Source organism: Aeromonas sp. s10 (genome assembly GCF_040907975.1).
Lineage (GTDB): Bacteria > Pseudomonadota > Gammaproteobacteria > Enterobacterales > Aeromonadaceae > Aeromonas > Aeromonas caviae.
This window is the reverse complement of sequence record NZ_JBFOCV010000052.1, coordinates 218061-234042: the sequence shown is the minus strand read 5'-3', so window position 1 is coordinate 234042 and position 15982 is coordinate 218061. Positions and strand designations below refer to the sequence as shown.

Here is a 15982-nt window from a genome sequence, read left to right as displayed (position 1 = left end):
GAGGCAATATACATACATTCATGAATGTATGTAAGAAACTTTTTTCACTTTTAAACAGGACCGGAGTCAATGGCCAGACGCACCAAAGAAGAGGCGCAGCAAACCCGCTGCAACATCATGAGCACGGCCCTGGATCTCTTCTGCCAACAGGGGCTGGCACGCACCAGCCTGACCGATATCGCCAAGGCGACGGACCTCACCCGGGGCGCCATCTACTGGCACTTCAAGAATAAAGAAGAGCTGTTCGTCACCCTGTGGGAGGAGCTGTGTGCCCCCCTCTCCCACCAGCTCGATGCCTGCGTCGACGAGGCGGAGCCGGATCCCCTGGGCAAGCTGCGCAGCTTTCTCAAGGAGGTGATGCTCAAGATCAGCACCGAGCCCGCCCACCAGCAGATGTTCACCATCATGTTCAATCTGGAATCCATGGAGGGAGAGGCCGCCGTCATGCGCGAGCACATGCACCTGCAATCCATGAATTTCTTCCGGGATCTGGAGATCACCCTGGCCAATGCCGTGCACCGCGGCCAACTGCCCGAGGGGTTGGATCTGCGCCGCGCCGCCACCCTGCTCCACTGCACTCTGGACGGCTACATCATCAATTGGCTGCACTTCCCGGATCGCATCGATCTGATGGAGGAGTCGGACTTCCTCCTCGATACCCTGTTCACCCTCATCGCGAGCCCCACCCTTCGCCGCCACCCCTGAGTCAGCAAGACGCGCCGCCCCCGCCAATGCTCAACAGCCGGGGGCAAACCTGCTAGAGTAACGCCCCCCCACCACGATGAGCCCGACACCCTTGCCACACGCCCCCGCGCCGGCGCACGACGCCGCCCCTCGCCCCGCCCTCGTGGCAGGCGCCCATGCCCCCTTCCTGGCCCTGCTGGGCAACGGCCGTCATCTGCTGGAGGCCGGTTGCGGGGCAGGAGAGGATCTGCGCCTCTTTCGCCAGCAAGGCCTCACCGTGACCGCCTTCGATGCGAGCCGGGCGCAGGCCGCTGCCGCCTCGCGCCTGTGCGGTCAGCCGGTGCGAGTCTGCCGCGTCGAGCAGATGCAAAGCGTCGTTCCCTATGACGGCATCTGGGCCAGCGGCTCCCTCCCCTGTCTGCCCGAGCACGAGATAGCCCCGGCGCTCGGTCATCTGGCCACCCTGCTCAAGGCCGGGGGCCCCCTCTACGCCTCCTTCCCCCACGGGAAGGGCGAACCGCTGCCACGGTCGGGGGAATATCCCCTGCAGACCCGGCTCGACGAGGCGGGACTACGACGCCTGATCGCTCCCCTCCCCTTCACCCTGCACCATAGCTGGGTGGGGGAAGATGAAGTGAACGGCCCCTGGCTGCACGCCTTGCTGGTGCGGCGCTGATCCGCGAAAGCCCCCGGGGACAGTGACACCTCACGGCATTCAGCCCGTTAACAATATTTAACCCTGAGTTAACCACCATAAAGCAGACAAGATGCGGTGTTTGTGTTAAAAAGCGGCATTAAAATCAAAATTAAATAACAAATCAGACACCAACACCTGGATTCCCCCATGAAACTCGTTCTCAATCTGGTTGCCGGTATCCTCGCCGGCCTGCTGCTCGGTCTCTATGCCCCCGAATGGGTCGCCCGCGTGCTGTTCACCGCCAAGACGGTGATAGGCCAGCTCATCACCTTCACCATCCCGCTCATCATCCTCTTCTTCATCATGAGCGGCATCGCCAGCCTGCCGAAGAACTCCGGCAAGCTGCTGGGCAAGACGGTGGGGCTCTCCTACTGCTCCACCATACTGGCGGGCCTGTTCGCCTTCACCGTGGCGAGCCACCTGATCCCGCACCTGACCACGGCCGCCGAGCCCACCGCCGAGGCTGCCACCAAGCTCGCTTCCTATATCAATCTCGAGATCCCGCCCCTGTTCGGGGTGATGTCGGCCCTGGCCGCCGCCTTCGTGTTCGGCATCGGCATCAGCGCCACCCAGGCCACCGACCTGCGCCGGGTCGCCGATCAGGGCCGTGACATCATCGACCGCCTGCTGGCACGCGTGATCATTCCCCTGCTCCCCTTCTACATCGCCGGCGTCTTCGTCGAGATGACGGTGGAAGGCACCGTCTTCGCCACCCTCAAGACCTTCGGAGTGGTGCTGGTGATGGCCATCGTCATGCACTGGATCTGGCTCTGCGTCCTGTTCGTCGGCACCGGCCTCGCTCAGGGGCGCTCCCCCGTCATGCTCATCAAGAACATGCTGCCCGCCTACTTCACCGCCCTTGGCACCATGTCCAGCGCCGCCACCATTCCGGTGGCCCTGCAAGCCAGCAAGCGCAACGGCGTGAGCGACGGCATCGCCAACTTCACCGTGCCCCTGTGCGCCACCATCCACCTGTGCGGCTCCACCATCACCCTGGTAACCTGCGCCACGGCGGTGATGTTCCTCTCCGAACACCTGGCCATTCCGGGCTACGGCACCATGGTGCCCTTCATCATGATGCTGGGCGTCATCATGATTGCCGCGCCGGGCGCACCGGGTGGCGGTGTCATGTCCGCGCTCGGCCTGCTCACTTCCATGCTCGGCTTCGGTGAGGCCTCCATCGCCCTGATGATCGCCCTCTACCTGGCTCAGGACAGCTTCGGCACCGCCTGCAACGTCACCGGTGACGGCGTCATCGCCCTGTGGGCCGACCGCTTCGCCCGGGGCGAGCCAGCACTCAGCACCGAGCAGGACGCAGCCTGATAGCGCAGGCAATAAAAAACGGGAGCCATCGGCTCCCGTTTTTCGTTGGCGCAAGGGGGCGTCTCAGCCCCGGCGGCGGATCACCCCTTCCTGCATGGTGCTCGCCACCAATACTCCATCCCGGGTGAAGAACTGGCCGCGCACCAGACCCCGACCGCCGCTGGCGCTCGGGCTGTCCACCACGTAGAGCAGCCAGTCGTCCAGCCGGAACTCCCGGTGGAACCACATGGAGTGATCGATGGTGGCCACCTGCATGTCCGGCTCCCAGTAGGAGACCCCGTGGGGCTGCAGGGCGGCGAACAGGAAGTGGAAGTCGGAGGCATAGGCCAGCAGGTAGTTGTGGACCCGCTGATCGTCCGGCACCGGGCCATTGGCCTTGAACCAGGTGTAGCGAAGGGGCTCGTGAACATCCGGGCGAATGGGGTCCACCAGGGTCACGGGGCGAATTTCGATGGGCTTCTCGCACAGGATCTTGTCCCGCAGGGCCGCCGGGATCATCTGCTCGTAGGGACGCACCAGCTCCAGCTCGCTCTTGAGCTGCTCGGGGGGCGTGATGCCGCCCGGCATCTTCGCCTGGTGCTCGAAGCCCTCGGCCTCCACCTGGAAGGAGGCGTTGAGGTAAAAGATGGGCTTGCCATTCTGGATGGCCTTGACCCGGCGGGTGGAAACGGTCTGGCCGTCGCGGATGTTCTCCACGTCGTAGACGATGGGCTTGTTGGCATCCCCGGGGCGCAGGAAGTAGGAGTGGAAACTGTGGACCTGGCGGTCGCTTGCCACCGTCTGCTTGGCGGCTGACAAGGCCTGCCCCATCACCTGTCCGCCAAACACGGATCGCAACCCGAGATCCTGGCTCTGGCCCCGAAACAGGCCCTCCTCGATCTTTTCGAGCGCCAGCAACGCCAGCAGCTCATCCAGTACCTTGCTCATTGGTTTCTCCTGTCTTTGTGCGCGAAAGGCTAACAAGCCCGTCCCGGCAGGGCAACCATCCTGATGCACATCCCCGTCTGCAACCACCTCCCCTTCAAAAAAGGGAAGTGTATGACGCTTTCCAGCCCGTACAGAGGGCACTCTGGCCCCCTCCCCTGGCAAGGGGAGGGCTGGGGTGGGGTCAGACGCGATCAAGCCATGCCCGAATAGAGACAACCACCCCGGGTAGATTTTCCATCACCTCCCTGTTGCTAAATCTCAGTACCGTCAGCGACAGGGCCGCCATGTAGGCATCCCGTCGCTTGTCATGACGCAAACCCCGCATGTCGAAATGGCTGTCGCCATCAACCTCAATGACCAACAACCGCCCGGGGCAGTAAAAATCCGCAATGTATGGGCCTATACCTTGCTGACGGCGAAACTTGACTCCGAGTTGCCCAGCCCGAAGCGCCTGCCACAATCGCCGTTCAGGCTCTGTTGGATTGTTTCGCTGTTCACGCCGTTTATCCAGGGTGGCCTCGCGGTTGAAAACACGAACTGGCTTCTCGTTCATGACAGTATTCCTCCGACTATGACCCCTGTCAGCATAACAACTACTCACCCCCTCCCAGCCTCCCCCTTCAAAAGGGGGAGGAGCTTGTCTGGCCCTTTCTCTCCCCTGTGCGATTCAGTCTCAAGGAGCCCGGCAGGAGCAGAAAACAAAAAAGCCCGCACCTTGGGGTGCGGGCTTGTGGCGTGTCCGGGGCGAGCGGCCCGTGGCGGCGGCTTACTTGCTGCCGGTGCCGGAATTGCGGGTGGAGGAGGTCGGCTTGCGACGGGCGGTGGTGGCACGGGCGCGCGGCTCCTTGCCCTGCATCTCCTTGTGGCGCTTGACGGCGCGACGGATCTGGGCGGCCTGCTTGTGGCGGGTGTTCTTGCCATCCTGCTGCAGGTCGACCTTGGACTCGGTCTCGTTGGGCAGGTTGACCAGGCCGCGCAGGTAGTTCACCTCGGGCAGTTTCAGCTCCTGCCAGCCGCCGCGGGGGATGCCGCGATCCAGCTTGACGTCGCCGTAGCGGATACGCATCAGGCGGCTCACCTGCACTTCCTGGGACTCCCACAGGCGGCGCACTTCCCGGTTGCGGCCCTCGGTCAGGGTGACGTTGAACCACTGGTTCAGCCCTTCACCGCCAGCCGGCTTGATCTTGTTGAACTTGGCCATGCCGTCTTCCAGCTGCACGCCCTTGCGCAGGCGCTGCAGCATGGCTTCGGTGATCTCGCCAAAGACGCGCACCGCGTATTCCCGCTCCACTTCGTGGCTCGGGTGCATCAGGCGGTTCGCCAGCTCGCCGTCGGTGGTGAACAGCAAGAGGCCTGAGGTGTTGACGTCGAGGCGGCCGACCGCTATCCAGCGGGCGCCATCCATCTTGGGCAGACGATCAAACACGGTGGGACGTCCTTCCGGATCGTGACGGGTGCACATCTCCCCTTCGGGCTTGTGGTAGGCCAGCACGCGGCAGATCACTTCCTCTGCGGCGCGGGTCTTGACCTGGTGGCCATCCACCCGGATCACGGCGTTCACTTCGACGCGATCCCCCAGCGTGGCGACCTTGCCATCCACGCTGACCCGACCTGCGGTGATCAGGGCCTCCATCTCACGACGGGAGCCTTGACCCGCGCGGGCCAATACTTTTTGCAGTTTTTCACTCATCGGGTTTACCTGATTGTTGATCGCTGCCCGCCGACATCGCGGACAACCTTGGCTCTTGTGGGAAGGCCCCGTTGGTCTCCCCACCATGTTCATGCTCAGCACGGCCTGCCAGAGGCTGACCGTCACCGCCCTCGCCCGGCATGAGCGACAAGGGGGCCTGCAGCTCGGGATCCAGCTCGGGGAGCTGCTCCAGACTCTGCAGGTTGAAATAGTCCAGAAATTCACGGGTGGTGGCGAGCAGCTCGGGGCGACCCGCCACCTCCTTGTGGCCGATGCTGCGCACCCAGCCACGCTCCTTGAGGGTGTTGACGATCTGGCTCGACACCGCCACCCCGCGGATGGCTTCTATCTCCGCCCGGGTGATGGGCTGACGATAGGCAATCAGCGTCAGCGTCTCCATCACGGCGCGGGAATAACGGGGAGCCCGCTCGCTCCACAGGCGCGACAGCTCCTCGGCATACTCCTGGCGGGCCTGGAAACGCCAGCCGGAGGCCACTTCTTTGAGCTCGACCCCCCGCTCGCTGTAATCCTGTCTGAGCTCTGCCAGCAGCAGCTGGACATAGCGGCCGGTGACCGGGTAGTCCGAGAGCACGCTGCCCTTGATTTCGCTCACCGTGAGGGGACGCCCCGCCACGAAGATCGCCGCCTCGATCAGGGTCTTCAATCGTTCAGCAGGCAGCGCCACGGTGGACCTCCCGGGTCCACGCCCCTGGCGCCGCCCCTCGCTCAGTGTAGATGCTCATGCTCCTCCCCTTTCCCCTGACTGGCCAGGGCAAAATGGATGGGGCCCAGGGGCTCCGCCTGCAAGATCCAGATCAATTGCTCCTTGCACAGCTCCAGCAGGGCCAGGAAGGTCACCAGCACCCCCATGCGCCCCTCCTCGGCCCGCAGCACCTGCTCCAGGCGCAGGGTCTGGCCCAGGGAGAGCATGGCGAGGATCTCCGCCATCCGTACCCGGGTCGGGATCTGCTCGCGGCGGATCTGGTGATGTTCAAAATGAGTCGCGCGTTTTACCACACTTTGCATGTAAAGGGCGAGTTCAACCAGAGAAACATCGGGCGCCAATGGCTTCAAGGCACCAAAATCCGGCGCCATGGCGGCGGCGACGAAGATCTCCCGCTCCACCCTCGGCAGGGCATTGACCCGCTCCGCCCCCAGCTTGTAGCGCTCGTACTCCTGCAGGCGACGAATGAGGGTGACGCGAGGGTCTTCTCCCTCCTCCTCGTCTTCCAGCTCCGGGGCCTTGGGCAGCAGCAGGCGGGACTTTATCTCCGCGAGCCAGGCCGCCATCAGCAGGTATTCCGCCGCCAGCTCGAGGTTGAGACCCTGCATCAGATCCACGTACTCCATGTACTGGGCGGTGATCTGCAGGATGGGCAGGTTGAGGATATCGAGCTGCTGGCGCCGGATGAGGTAGAGCAAGAGATCCAGCGGCCCCTCGAAGGTGTCGAGAAACACCTCCAGCGCATCGGGGGGGATGAACAAGTCCTGGGGCAGCTCATGGTAGGGCTGCCCCAGCACGGTGGCGATGGGCGGGGGAAGGGAAGCCTCCCCCGTCGTGCCCGCGGGGGTTGTCAGCGCGGGCACGGGGTCGGCAAGATCACTCAAACGGCGTCGGATCCCCGGCACCGCGGCGACGCAGCACTGGCTCGTCGTCGGAGAAATCCACCACAGTGGTGGGCTGCTCGCCCAGATACCCGCCGTTGACCACCAGATCCAGCTGCTTGCCGAGCTTGTCGGCAATCTCCTCGGGGTCGAACTCCGCCATCTCGGAGCCCGGCAGGATCAGAGTGGTGGAGAGCAGCGGCTCACCGAGGGCCTCGAGCAAGGCCAGCGCGATGTTGTTGGCCGGGACCCGGATGCCGATGGTCTTCTTCTTCTCGTTCATGAGGCGACGCGGCACCTCCTTGGTGGCCTTGAAGATGAAGGTGTAGGGTCCGGGGGTGTTGTTCTTGACCAGCCGGAAGGCGGTGTTGTCCACCTTGGCATAGGTGGAGATCTCCGAGAGATCCCGGCACACCAGGGTGAAGTCGTGGTTCGGCTCGATGCGACGGATGCGGCAGATGCGCTCCAAAGCATCCTTGTTGCCCATCTGGCAGCCCAGGGCGTAGCCGGAGTCGGTGGGATAGACGATGACGCCGCCGTTTTGCAGGATCTGCACCGCCTGGCTGATGAGGCGAACCTGGGGATTGTCGGGATGTACGTAAAAATGCTGACTCATATGCTCTTCTCGCGATAGGGGGCACGCTCGTTGCCCGCTTCATGGTCAAGGGCCCCTTGGCCCATGACACTACCTTAACCTGTTTGACGCAGACTCGCCTGCATCAAAGATGCCGGCCAGGGGGGTCAGCGGCTGGCCAGCAGGCCCGCATGCTCCTCGGGGGTGAGCCCGAAATGACCGGGGTGACCGAGCCACAGCGGCATCCCCTCCTTGGGGAGCCAGAGGTGGCGGCCAAGCTCGGTCCAGTTGGAGGGGAAGTGAAAATCGGACCCCACCGAAATATAGAGATCGTGCTCCCTGGCCCACTGGCCGAGATTCGCCCGCTCCTGGGGGCTCTGCTGGGGCAGGGAGACCTCCATGGCATCCCCCCCGACTGCCTTGAAGGCCACCAGCAGCCGCTTGATCCACTTGGCGGTGAGATTGTAGCGGCTCGGGTGGGCCAGCACCGCCAGCCCGCCTGCGGCGTGGATGGCCTCGATGGCCTCCCCCATCCCGGGCCACTCGGCGGGCACATAGCCCTTGTTGCCCCGGCTCAGGTACTTCTTGAACACCTTCTGCATATTGTCGGCCACCCCGCGCGCCACAAGCACCCGGGCAAAGTGGGCCCGGGTCACGGCGGCGTCACCGGCAAGCTGCTTGGCCTCTTCATAGGTGCCCGGGATGAGGCACTTCTCCAGACGACGCCCGATCTCCTCGGCGCGCGCCTCCCGGCGGGCTCGCTGCCCTGCCAGAAAGGCGAGCAACTGGGGATTTTTCTCGTCCACCCCGAGGGCCACGATGTGGATCTCGTGATGCTCCCACCCGGTGGAGATCTCCACCCCGCTCACCAGGCGCAGTGGCAACTGGTCGGCCGAGATGGTCTGGCGCACCTCCTCAAGCCCGTCGAGGGTATCGTGGTCAGTGACCGCTAACACCTCCACCCCTTTTTCGGCGGCGCGGCGCACCAGGTCGGCGGGGCTCAGCACCCCGTCCGAGGCGGTGGTGTGGCAATGAAGATCGAATCTCATCGGCGTGTTTCGCTCTTGTTTGGGACCTGCCTGGAAAAGGCCGGCAAAAAAGCGACTTGACTTGGCCGCGGCTTTATCGTTTTCTGTAGGCACTTCATTGCAAACATCTTTTTACAGGACTCAATCTCATGCAAGCGACTTCCATCCTGACCATCTGGTGGTGGCACACTCCCTGACATGCGGGCGTGTGGTCGTTGCTGTACCTGTAATCTGACAGCAAGTTAAGAACCCAAAGAAAAAGCCCGCTGACCCCAGCGGGCTTTTTTATTATCCGGCAAATGGACCTGTGATGAAACCGACAATTCAGAGAAGCACACTGACATGGCGATGGCGAACTCGCTGACGTGACCCGAACCCGACCCATTTTCAAGAGAGACAGCGCCATGACCATCGGTGACACACAACACATGCAAGGGAAGGCATTATGACAGGCAACAAGACCCGTTTGCCCCTGGGCGAATTCGATACCATCCGGCTCAATGCCCCCTATGTGACAGACCCCCTGGCACTCTATACCCGACTCTGCCAGGACAGACCCAACAACCTACTGCTCGAATCGGTGGAGATCGACTCCAAGGCCGGTACCCAGAGCCTGCTGCTGGTGGACGCCTGCCTGCGCATCGAGTGCCGCGGCCGCGCCGTGCAGGTGCGCCCCCTCGGCGACAACGGCGCCGCCCTGCTGCGCCTGCTGGAGCAGCGCCTGCCCGCCGTCATCACCCAGACCCGGGTGGCGGACGAGCTGCACCTCGACTTCCCGGCGTCCGATCGGGAGCTTGACGAAGACAGCCGCCTCAAGGGCAGCAGCGTGCTGGACGTGCTGCGTACCCTGCAGCGGGAGCTGCAATGCCAGCAGGGCAAAGAGGCCCTCTTCATGGCGGGCAGCTTCGCCTACGACCTCATCGCCTCCTTTGAAGACTTGCCCGAGGTGCCAGAGGGGAGCAACGACTGCCCTGACTACTGCTTCTATGTGGCCGAGACCCTGATCACCATCGATCACATCAAGCAGAGCACCCAGTTGCTGGCCTGCCTGTTCGGCGGCGAAGAGGATGAGCAGCTGGACGCGCGCTACGCCCGCCTGACCGCTCGCCTCGAGTCCTTCAAACAGGCCTGTCAGCAGCCGCTGCCTGCGCCGCAGGGCACGGCGCCGCTGACCGGCGCCCTGGCCATCGACAAGGGAGACAAGCAGTTCTGCGCCGAGGTCGAGAAGCTCAAGGGCTTCATCCGCCGTGGTGACATCTTCCAGGTGGTGCCGTCCCGCAGCTTCTCCCTCCCCTGCCCGGATCCCGTCGCCGCCTATCGCCGCCTCAAGCAGACCAACCCCAGCCCCTACATGTTCTACGTGCAGGACGAGGGCTTCACCCTGTTTGGCGCCTCCCCCGAGAGCGCAGTCAAGTTCTGCGCCAACAGCCGCCAGGTGGAGATGTACCCCATCGCCGGTACCCGCCGCCGCGGCCTCAACCCGGACGGCAGCATCAACCTGGATCTGGACGGCCGCATCGAGCTGGAGCTGCGTCAGGACGAGAAAGAGGTGGCCGAGCACCTGATGCTGGTGGATCTGGGCCGCAACGACATCGCCCGCATCTCCGCCCCCGGCACCCGCTACGTCAAGGATCTGCTGAAAGTGGATCGCTACAGCCACGTCATGCACCTGGTCTCCCGGGTGGTGGGCACCCTTCGCGCCGACCTTGACGCCCTGCACGCCTACCAGGCCTGCATGAACATGGGCACCCTGACCGGAGCCCCCAAGCTGCGCGCCAGCGAGCTTATCCGCATGGTGGAAGGCAAGCGTCGCGGCAGCTACGGCGGCGCCGTGGGTTACCTGAACGGCGCAGGGGAAATGGACACCTGCATCGTCATCCGCTCCGCCTTCGTGAAAGAGGGGGTCGCCCATGTCCAGGCCGGCGCCGGGGTGGTCTATGACTCCAAACCCCAGGCCGAGGCGGACGAGACCCGCGCCAAGGCGGCGGCCGTGCTGGCCGCCATCGCTGCCAGCCATGGCACCTCCCTGCAGGCCCTCAGCGCCCAGCAGGAACAACACAAGGACGTGAGCCATGACTAACATCTTCCTGCTCGACAACTTCGACTCGTTTACCTACAACCTCGTCGACCAGTTCCGCACCCTGGGCTACCCGGTGCGCATCTACCGCAACAGCCTGCCTGCGAGCCGCATCATGCAGGAGATCGACGCCTGCGAAGGGGACGCCGTGCTGGTGCTCTCCCCGGGGCCGGGCGCTCCCCATGAGGCGGGCTGCCTCATCGATCTCATCAAGCTGGCCCGGGGCCGGGTGCCCATCCTCGGCATCTGCCTCGGTCATCAGGCCCTGTGCGAAGCCTACGGCGGCACCGTCGGGGCGGCGGGGGAAATCGTCCACGGCAAGCGCTCCCTCATCGAGCACAACGGCCATGGCGCCTTCGCGGGGCTGCCGAGCCCCTTGCCGGTGGCCCGCTACCACTCCCTGGTGGCCACCTATGTGCCACAAGAGTTGCAGGTGATTGCCCACTATCAGGGCATGCCCATGGCCATCGAGCAGCGTGACGAGCGGGTGCTGGGCTTCCAGTTCCACCCGGAATCCATCATGACCAGCGAAGGGGCCCGCCTGCTCACCCAGGCCCTCGCCCATGTCACCCGTCCAGAAAGCCACGTGCGGTAAGGAAGAGACCATGCATCAACATCTCAACACCCTCTATCAGGGTCAGTCTCTCACCCGCGACGCCGCCCGCGACGCCTTCGGCCAGGTGGTTCGTGGTGAAGTGGATCCCATCGTGCTCGCGAGCCTTTTGACCGCCCTCAAGATCAAGGGGGAGACCCCGGAGGAGATCGCCGGCGCCGCCGAGGCGCTCTTGGCCGAAGCGCGCGACTTCCCGCGCCCGGACTATGCCTTCTGCGACATCGTCGGCACCGGAGGGGACGGCCTCAACACCATCAACGTCTCCACCACCTCGGCCCTGGTGGCCGCCGCCTGCGGCCTGAAAGTGGCCAAGCACGGCAACCGCTCGGTCTCGAGCAAGTCGGGGTCGAGCGACCTGCTCGACAAAATGGGCATCAAGCTCGACATGAGCCCGGCTCAGGCCCGCCGCTGCCTGGACGAGCTCGGGGTCTGCTTCCTGTTCGCCCCCCAGTACCACGCCGGGGTGCGCCACGCCATGCCGGTGCGCCAGGCCCTCAAGACCCGCACCCTGTTCAACGTGCTGGGGCCGCTCATCAACCCCGCTCGCCCCAGCTTCCAGCTGATGGGGGTCTATGCCCCCGAGCTGGTGCGCCCCATCGCCGAAACCCTGCTGGCACTCGGCCTGAAAACCGGTATGGTGGTGCACGGCGCCGGTCTCGACGAGATTGCCATCCACGGCCCGACCCAGGTGGCGGAAATCCGTGACGGCGAAATTCGCGAGTACTTGCTCACCCCGGCGGACTTTGGCCTCGACACCTACCCGGTCAGCGCCATCCAGGGCGGTGAGCCCGAGGAGAACCGCGCCATCACCGCCGCCATCCTGGAAGGACGCGGCAGCCCGGCCCACAACGCCGCCATCGCCGCCAACGTGGCGCCGCTCCTGGTCATGGCGGGCGAGGCCCCGGACTTTAGGCAGGCCGCCGCCCGGGTGCTGGCGGTGCTGGCAAGCGGCCAGGCCGCCCTCCTCGCCCGGGATCTCGCTACCCTGAGCCATCAGGAGGCATGATGTCAGCCACCACCACAGCGTGCCCCAGGGGCACTCACCCAGAACGCCCGACGGGCAACAGCCAGCTTCGCAAGGATAACGAGATGTCAGATGTCATTGCTCCCCACGCCTTTCTGAACATGGCCTCCATCAGCCAGACCATTCTCGGCAAGATCGTGGCGGCCAAGCAGGAGTGGGTCGCCGCCCGCAAGGAGAGCCAGCCCCTGGCGAGCTTCCAGGACGCGCTGACCCCGAGCGATCGGGATTTCGAGGGGGATCTGCGCAAAGGCTCCACCCGCTTCATTCTGGAGTGCAAGAAGGCCTCCCCCTCCAAGGGCTTGATCCGGAATGACTTCAGCCCGGAGGCCATCGCCGACATCTATGGCCACTACGCCACCGCCATCTCGGTGCTGACGGACGAGAAGTTCTTCCAGGGGGATTTCGCCTTCCTGCCCCGGGTACGGGGCCGCGTCCAGCAGCCGGTGCTCTGCAAGGACTTCATGATTGACCCCTATCAGGTCTATCTGGCCCGCCACTATCAGGCGGACGCCATCCTCCTGATGCTCTCCGTGCTCACCGACGAGGGGTATCGCGCCCTGTTCAAAGTGGCGAAAGAGTTGGGCCTCGGGGTGCTCACCGAGGTGAGCAACGAGGAGGAGCTGACCCGCGCCATCGACCTCGGCGCCCCGGTGATTGGCATCAACAACCGGGATCTGCGGGATTTGAGCGTCGATCTTGCCCGCACCCGGCAGCTGGCGGCCAGGATCCCGGGGGATCGGGTGGTGATCAGCGAATCCGGCATCAACCACCGCGCCCAGGTGGCGGCCCTGCGCCACCACGCCAAGGGCTTCCTGGTGGGATCTTCCCTCATGGCGGAGCCGGATCTGGAGGCCGCGGTGCGCAAGCTCGTGCTCGGCCAGAACAAGGTGTGCGGCCTGACCCGTCCCGAGGACGCCGCCGCCGCCCATCAGGCGGGCGCCGTGTTCGGCGGCCTTATCTTTGTGGCGAAAAGCCCGCGCTACGTGGACATTCCCGCCGCCCGCGCCGTGATGGCGGGTGCGCCGCTCTCTTACGTCGGGGTGTTTCGCAATGCCCAGCCCGCCACCATCGCCAAGACGGTGGATGCGCTGGGGCTCGCCGCCGTGCAACTGCACGGGGATGAAGATGCCGCCTATGTCGAGGCACTGCGCGCGCTGCTGCCGGCAGGCTGCCAGATCTGGAAGGCCGTCGGTGTCACAAATGGCGAGCCCCTGCCCGCCCTCGACTACCCGGCGGATCGCCTGCTGCTGGATACGAAAGTCGGCAGCCAGAGCGGCGGCACCGGTCAGGCGTTCGACTGGACTCTGCTGGCCGGGCTCGACAAGAGCAAACTGATGCTGGCAGGGGGGCTCAACCCCGACAACGCCCTCGAGGCCGCCCGGGTGGGCTGTGTGGGCCTTGATTTCAACTCCGGGGTGGAGAGTGCCCCGGGCAGGAAGGATGCCCACATGCTGGCTGCCGCCTTTGGCGCCCTGCGCCAACTGTGAGCGCCCCCGTGACTCATTCAACGAATTAATGAACTGCGTTTGCCCATAAGCACAAGGAATAATGTATGACCCTGCTCCATCCGTTTTTTGGTGAATTTCGTCGATGACATGTATGTGCCCCAGCCATACGCCTCAGCCCGCCAAGGCTCATACCTGATCTCAATTGCAGAATGTAAAGGAAGATAACCATGACCCTGCTCAATCCGTTTTTTGGTGAATTTGGCGGTATGTATGTGCCCCAGATCCTCATCCCCGCCCTGCTCCAGTTGGAGAAGGCCTTCGTCGATGCCAAGGATGATCCGGCTTTCGTCGCCGAGTTTCAGGCACTCCTGACCGAGTACGCCGGTCGCCCGACGCCGCTCACCCTGACCCGCAATCTGACCAAGGACACCAAGACCCGCCTCTACCTCAAGCGTGAGGACCTGCTGCACGGCGGCGCCCACAAGACCAACCAGGTGCTGGGTCAGGCCCTGCTTGCCAAGCGCATGGGCAAGCACGAGATCATCGCCGAGACCGGCGCCGGTCAGCACGGCGTGGCGACGGCGCTGGCCTGCGCCCTGCTCGGCCTCAAGTGCCGGGTCTATATGGGGGCCAAGGATTGCGAGCGCCAGAAGCCGAACGTGTTTCGCATGAAGCTGATGGGCGCCACCGTGATCCCGGTGCGCTCCGGCTCCAGCACCCTGAAAGATGCCTGCAACGAGGCGCTGCGGGACTGGGCTGCCAACTATGAAACCGCCCACTACCTGCTCGGTACCGCCGCCGGCCCCCACCCCTTCCCCACCATCGTGCGGGAGTTCCAGAAGATGATCGGGGAAGAGGCCAAGGCCCAGTGCTTCGAAAAAGAAGAGCGCCTGCCGGATGCGGTGATCGCCTGCGTTGGCGGCGGCTCCAATGCCATCGGCATGTTTGCGGACTTTATCGATGAGCCTTCCGTGCGCCTTATCGGGGTCGAGCCCGGTGGTCACGGCATCGAGAGCGGCGAGCACGGCGCGCCGCTGGGTCACGGCAGCAAGGGGGTCTTCTTTGGCATGCACTCCTTCCTGATGCAGGACAACCAGGGCCAGATCCAGGAGTCCTACTCCGTCTCGGCGGGGCTGGACTTCCCCTCCGTCGGCCCCCAGCACGCCCACCTGGCCGCCATCGGCCGCGCCGAGTACCCCTCGGTGACCGACAAGGAGGCGCTGGACGCCTTCCAGGAGCTGGCCAAATCCGAAGGCATCATACCGGCGCTGGAGTCCTCCCACGCCCTGGCTCATGCCCTCAAGATGGCCCGCAGTGAACCGGAAAAAGAGCAGGTGCTCATCGTCAACCTCTCCGGCCGTGGCGACAAAGACATCTTCACCGTTGCCGACATCTTTGAAAAAGAAGGAACCTTGTCATGAACCGTTACGCACAACTCTTCTCCCGTCTGGACAAGGCCAATCAGGGCGCCTTCGTGCCCTTCGTGATGCTGGGTGACCCCACCCCCGAATTGTCCCTGGCCATCGTCGATGCCCTGGTCGAAGGGGGCGCCGACGCCCTCGAACTCGGCATTCCCTTCTCCGATCCGGTGGCGGACGGCCCCACCATTCAGGGTGCCGCCCTGCGTGCCTTTGCCAGCCACACCACCCCGGACGACTGCTTCGGCCTGCTCGCCCGCATCCGCGCCAAGTACCCACAGCTGCCCATTGGTCTCCTGGTCTACGCGAACCTGGTCTATGTACGCCACATCGACGGCTTCTACGAGAAGTGCCAGCAGGCAGGGGTGGACTCCGTGCTGGTGGCGGACGTGCCGGTGCAGATGTGCGAACCCTACAAGGCGGCCGCCGACAAGTTCGGCATCGACAGCATCTTTATCGCCCCGCCCAACGGCGATGCCGAGACGCTCAAGGCCGTTGCCGAGCTCGGCTCCGGTTACACCTATCTGGTGAGCCGCGCCGGCGTGACCGGTGCCGAGACCAAGGCCGGCATGCCGGTGGAGGGCCTCATCAACACCCTGCGCGAGTTCAATGCCCCCCCTGCCCTGCTCGGCTTTGGCATCAGCGAACCGGCTCAGGTGCGTGAGGCCATCGCCGCTGGCGCCGCCGGTGCCATCTCCGGCTCCGCCGTGGTGAAGATCATCGAGACCCACCACCAGAATCCGGAGCATATGCTCACTCGTCTGAAAGAGTTTGTGGAAGGGATGAAGGCGGCGACCCTGCGCTAAGCGTTCAGTCAAACGCCCACCCCCATGACAAGCAAAGGAGCCCAAGCGGGCTCCCTTTTGTTATCCAC

The 15982-nt window shown here is 64.4% G+C and carries 16 protein-coding genes; 9 read left to right on the top strand and 7 right to left on the bottom strand.

The window, feature by feature from the left end; genetic code table 11:
- Positions 1-69 precede the first annotated feature (69 nt).
- The 3 genes from AB5Y59_RS19330 to AB5Y59_RS19320 all read left to right on the top strand — a co-directional run bounded on the left by AB5Y59_RS19330 (position 70) and on the right by AB5Y59_RS19320 (position 2704).
- Entirely contained in the window at positions 70-705 is a 636-nt protein-coding gene (locus AB5Y59_RS19330; RefSeq protein ID WP_043155094.1) for a TetR family transcriptional regulator, read from the top strand.
- 91 nt (positions 706-796) lie between these two features.
- Entirely contained in the window at positions 797-1360 is a 564-nt protein-coding gene (locus tag AB5Y59_RS19325; protein WP_319918700.1) for a methyltransferase, read from the top strand.
- 168 nt (positions 1361-1528) lie between these two features.
- A complete protein-coding gene (locus AB5Y59_RS19320; protein WP_042014198.1) occupies positions 1529-2704 on the top strand; it encodes a dicarboxylate/amino acid:cation symporter in 1176 nt (391 codons plus the stop codon).
- Between the two features lie 63 nt (positions 2705-2767).
- On the opposite strand, the gene tesB is transcribed toward AB5Y59_RS19320, so the two are convergent.
- The 7 genes from tesB to AB5Y59_RS19285 form a co-directional block, all read right to left on the bottom strand.
- Positions 2768-3631, bottom strand: a complete 864-nt coding sequence (gene tesB, locus AB5Y59_RS19315; RefSeq protein WP_041214836.1) for an acyl-CoA thioesterase II — start codon at positions 3629-3631, stop codon at positions 2768-2770.
- 181 nt (positions 3632-3812) lie between these two features.
- Positions 3813-4184, bottom strand: coding sequence for an endonuclease domain-containing protein (locus tag AB5Y59_RS19310; RefSeq protein WP_039039189.1), 372 nt, complete (start codon positions 4182-4184; stop codon positions 3813-3815).
- A gap of 213 nt (positions 4185-4397) precedes the next feature.
- Positions 4398-5321 carry a 23S rRNA pseudouridine(2605) synthase RluB gene (gene rluB, locus AB5Y59_RS19305; protein ID WP_368212535.1) on the bottom strand — a complete coding sequence of 308 codons (924 nt, stop codon included), beginning with the start codon at positions 5319-5321 and terminating at the stop codon, positions 4398-4400.
- On the bottom strand, positions 5314-6006 hold the full coding sequence (gene scpB / locus AB5Y59_RS19300) for an SMC-Scp complex subunit ScpB (RefSeq protein WP_041213209.1): 693 nt from the start codon (positions 6004-6006) through the stop codon (positions 5314-5316). The genes rluB and scpB overlap by 8 nt, the downstream gene beginning before the upstream one ends.
- Before the next feature lie 41 nt (positions 6007-6047).
- Positions 6048-6929 carry a ScpA family protein gene (locus AB5Y59_RS19295; RefSeq protein WP_010673703.1) on the bottom strand — a complete coding sequence of 294 codons (882 nt, stop codon included), beginning with the start codon at positions 6927-6929 and terminating at the stop codon, positions 6048-6050.
- A complete protein-coding gene (locus AB5Y59_RS19290) occupies positions 6922-7542 on the bottom strand; it encodes an L-threonylcarbamoyladenylate synthase (protein ID WP_010673702.1) in 621 nt (206 codons plus the stop codon). Before AB5Y59_RS19290 ends, AB5Y59_RS19295 begins: the two co-directional genes overlap by 8 nt.
- A 125-nt stretch (positions 7543-7667) precedes the next feature.
- The gene (locus AB5Y59_RS19285; protein WP_039039192.1) at positions 7668-8549 is read right to left on the bottom strand and encodes a PHP domain-containing protein; all 882 of its coding nucleotides are present in this window, start codon (positions 8547-8549) and stop codon (positions 7668-7670) included.
- Positions 8550-8973: 424 nt separating this feature from the next.
- Between AB5Y59_RS19285 and AB5Y59_RS19280 the strand changes: the two genes are divergently transcribed.
- The 6 genes from AB5Y59_RS19280 to trpA all read left to right on the top strand — a co-directional run bounded on the left by AB5Y59_RS19280 (position 8974) and on the right by trpA (position 15914).
- The gene (locus tag AB5Y59_RS19280) at positions 8974-10608 is read left to right on the top strand and encodes an anthranilate synthase component 1 (RefSeq protein WP_368212534.1); all 1635 of its coding nucleotides are present in this window, start codon (positions 8974-8976) and stop codon (positions 10606-10608) included.
- Positions 10601-11200 (top strand): aminodeoxychorismate/anthranilate synthase component II, encoded by a 600-nt coding sequence (locus AB5Y59_RS19275; protein WP_039039194.1) that lies wholly within the window; start codon positions 10601-10603, stop codon positions 11198-11200. The genes AB5Y59_RS19280 and AB5Y59_RS19275 overlap by 8 nt, the downstream gene beginning before the upstream one ends.
- 10 nt (positions 11201-11210) lie before the next feature.
- Entirely contained in the window at positions 11211-12224 is a 1014-nt protein-coding gene (trpD, locus tag AB5Y59_RS19270) for an anthranilate phosphoribosyltransferase (protein ID WP_010673697.1), read from the top strand.
- Positions 12224-13729 (top strand): bifunctional indole-3-glycerol-phosphate synthase TrpC/phosphoribosylanthranilate isomerase TrpF, encoded by a 1506-nt coding sequence (gene trpCF, locus AB5Y59_RS19265; protein ID WP_368212533.1) that lies wholly within the window; start codon positions 12224-12226, stop codon positions 13727-13729. The genes trpD and trpCF overlap by 1 nt, the downstream gene beginning before the upstream one ends.
- Positions 13730-13917: 188 nt before the next feature.
- Entirely contained in the window at positions 13918-15111 is a 1194-nt protein-coding gene (gene trpB, locus AB5Y59_RS19260) for a tryptophan synthase subunit beta (RefSeq protein WP_368212532.1), read from the top strand.
- The gene (trpA, locus tag AB5Y59_RS19255) at positions 15108-15914 is read left to right on the top strand and encodes a tryptophan synthase subunit alpha (RefSeq protein ID WP_261999609.1); all 807 of its coding nucleotides are present in this window, start codon (positions 15108-15110) and stop codon (positions 15912-15914) included. Before trpB ends, trpA begins: the two co-directional genes overlap by 4 nt.
- Positions 15915-15982 lie beyond the last annotated feature (68 nt).

Excerpts from the sequence above, each read along its gene's own strand:
- trpD (WP_010673697.1), top strand. The coding sequence starts at position 11,211 with ATGCATCAACATCTCAACACCCTCTATCAGGGTCAGTCTCTCACCCGC.
- trpA (WP_261999609.1), top strand. The coding sequence starts at position 15,108 with ATGAACCGTTACGCACAACTCTTCTCCCGTCTGGACAAGGCCAATCAG.
- AB5Y59_RS19280 (WP_368212534.1), top strand. The coding sequence starts at position 8,974 with ATGACAGGCAACAAGACCCGTTTGCCCCTGGGCGAATTCGATACCATC.
- AB5Y59_RS19330 (WP_043155094.1), top strand. The coding sequence starts at position 70 with ATGGCCAGACGCACCAAAGAAGAGGCGCAGCAAACCCGCTGCAACATC.
- AB5Y59_RS19285 (WP_039039192.1), bottom strand. The coding sequence starts at position 8,549 with ATGAGATTCGATCTTCATTGCCACACCACCGCCTCGGACGGGGTGCTG.
- tesB (WP_041214836.1), bottom strand. The coding sequence starts at position 3,631 with ATGAGCAAGGTACTGGATGAGCTGCTGGCGTTGCTGGCGCTCGAAAAG.
- AB5Y59_RS19320 (WP_042014198.1), top strand. The coding sequence starts at position 1,529 with ATGAAACTCGTTCTCAATCTGGTTGCCGGTATCCTCGCCGGCCTGCTG.
- AB5Y59_RS19275 (WP_039039194.1), top strand. The coding sequence starts at position 10,601 with ATGACTAACATCTTCCTGCTCGACAACTTCGACTCGTTTACCTACAAC.
- AB5Y59_RS19290 (WP_010673702.1), bottom strand. The coding sequence starts at position 7,542 with ATGAGTCAGCATTTTTACGTACATCCCGACAATCCCCAGGTTCGCCTC.
- trpB (WP_368212532.1), top strand. The coding sequence starts at position 13,918 with ATGACCCTGCTCAATCCGTTTTTTGGTGAATTTGGCGGTATGTATGTG.
- trpCF (WP_368212533.1), top strand. The coding sequence starts at position 12,224 with ATGTCAGCCACCACCACAGCGTGCCCCAGGGGCACTCACCCAGAACGC.
- AB5Y59_RS19310 (WP_039039189.1), bottom strand. The coding sequence starts at position 4,184 with ATGAACGAGAAGCCAGTTCGTGTTTTCAACCGCGAGGCCACCCTGGAT.
- rluB (WP_368212535.1), bottom strand. The coding sequence starts at position 5,321 with ATGAGTGAAAAACTGCAAAAAGTATTGGCCCGCGCGGGTCAAGGCTCC.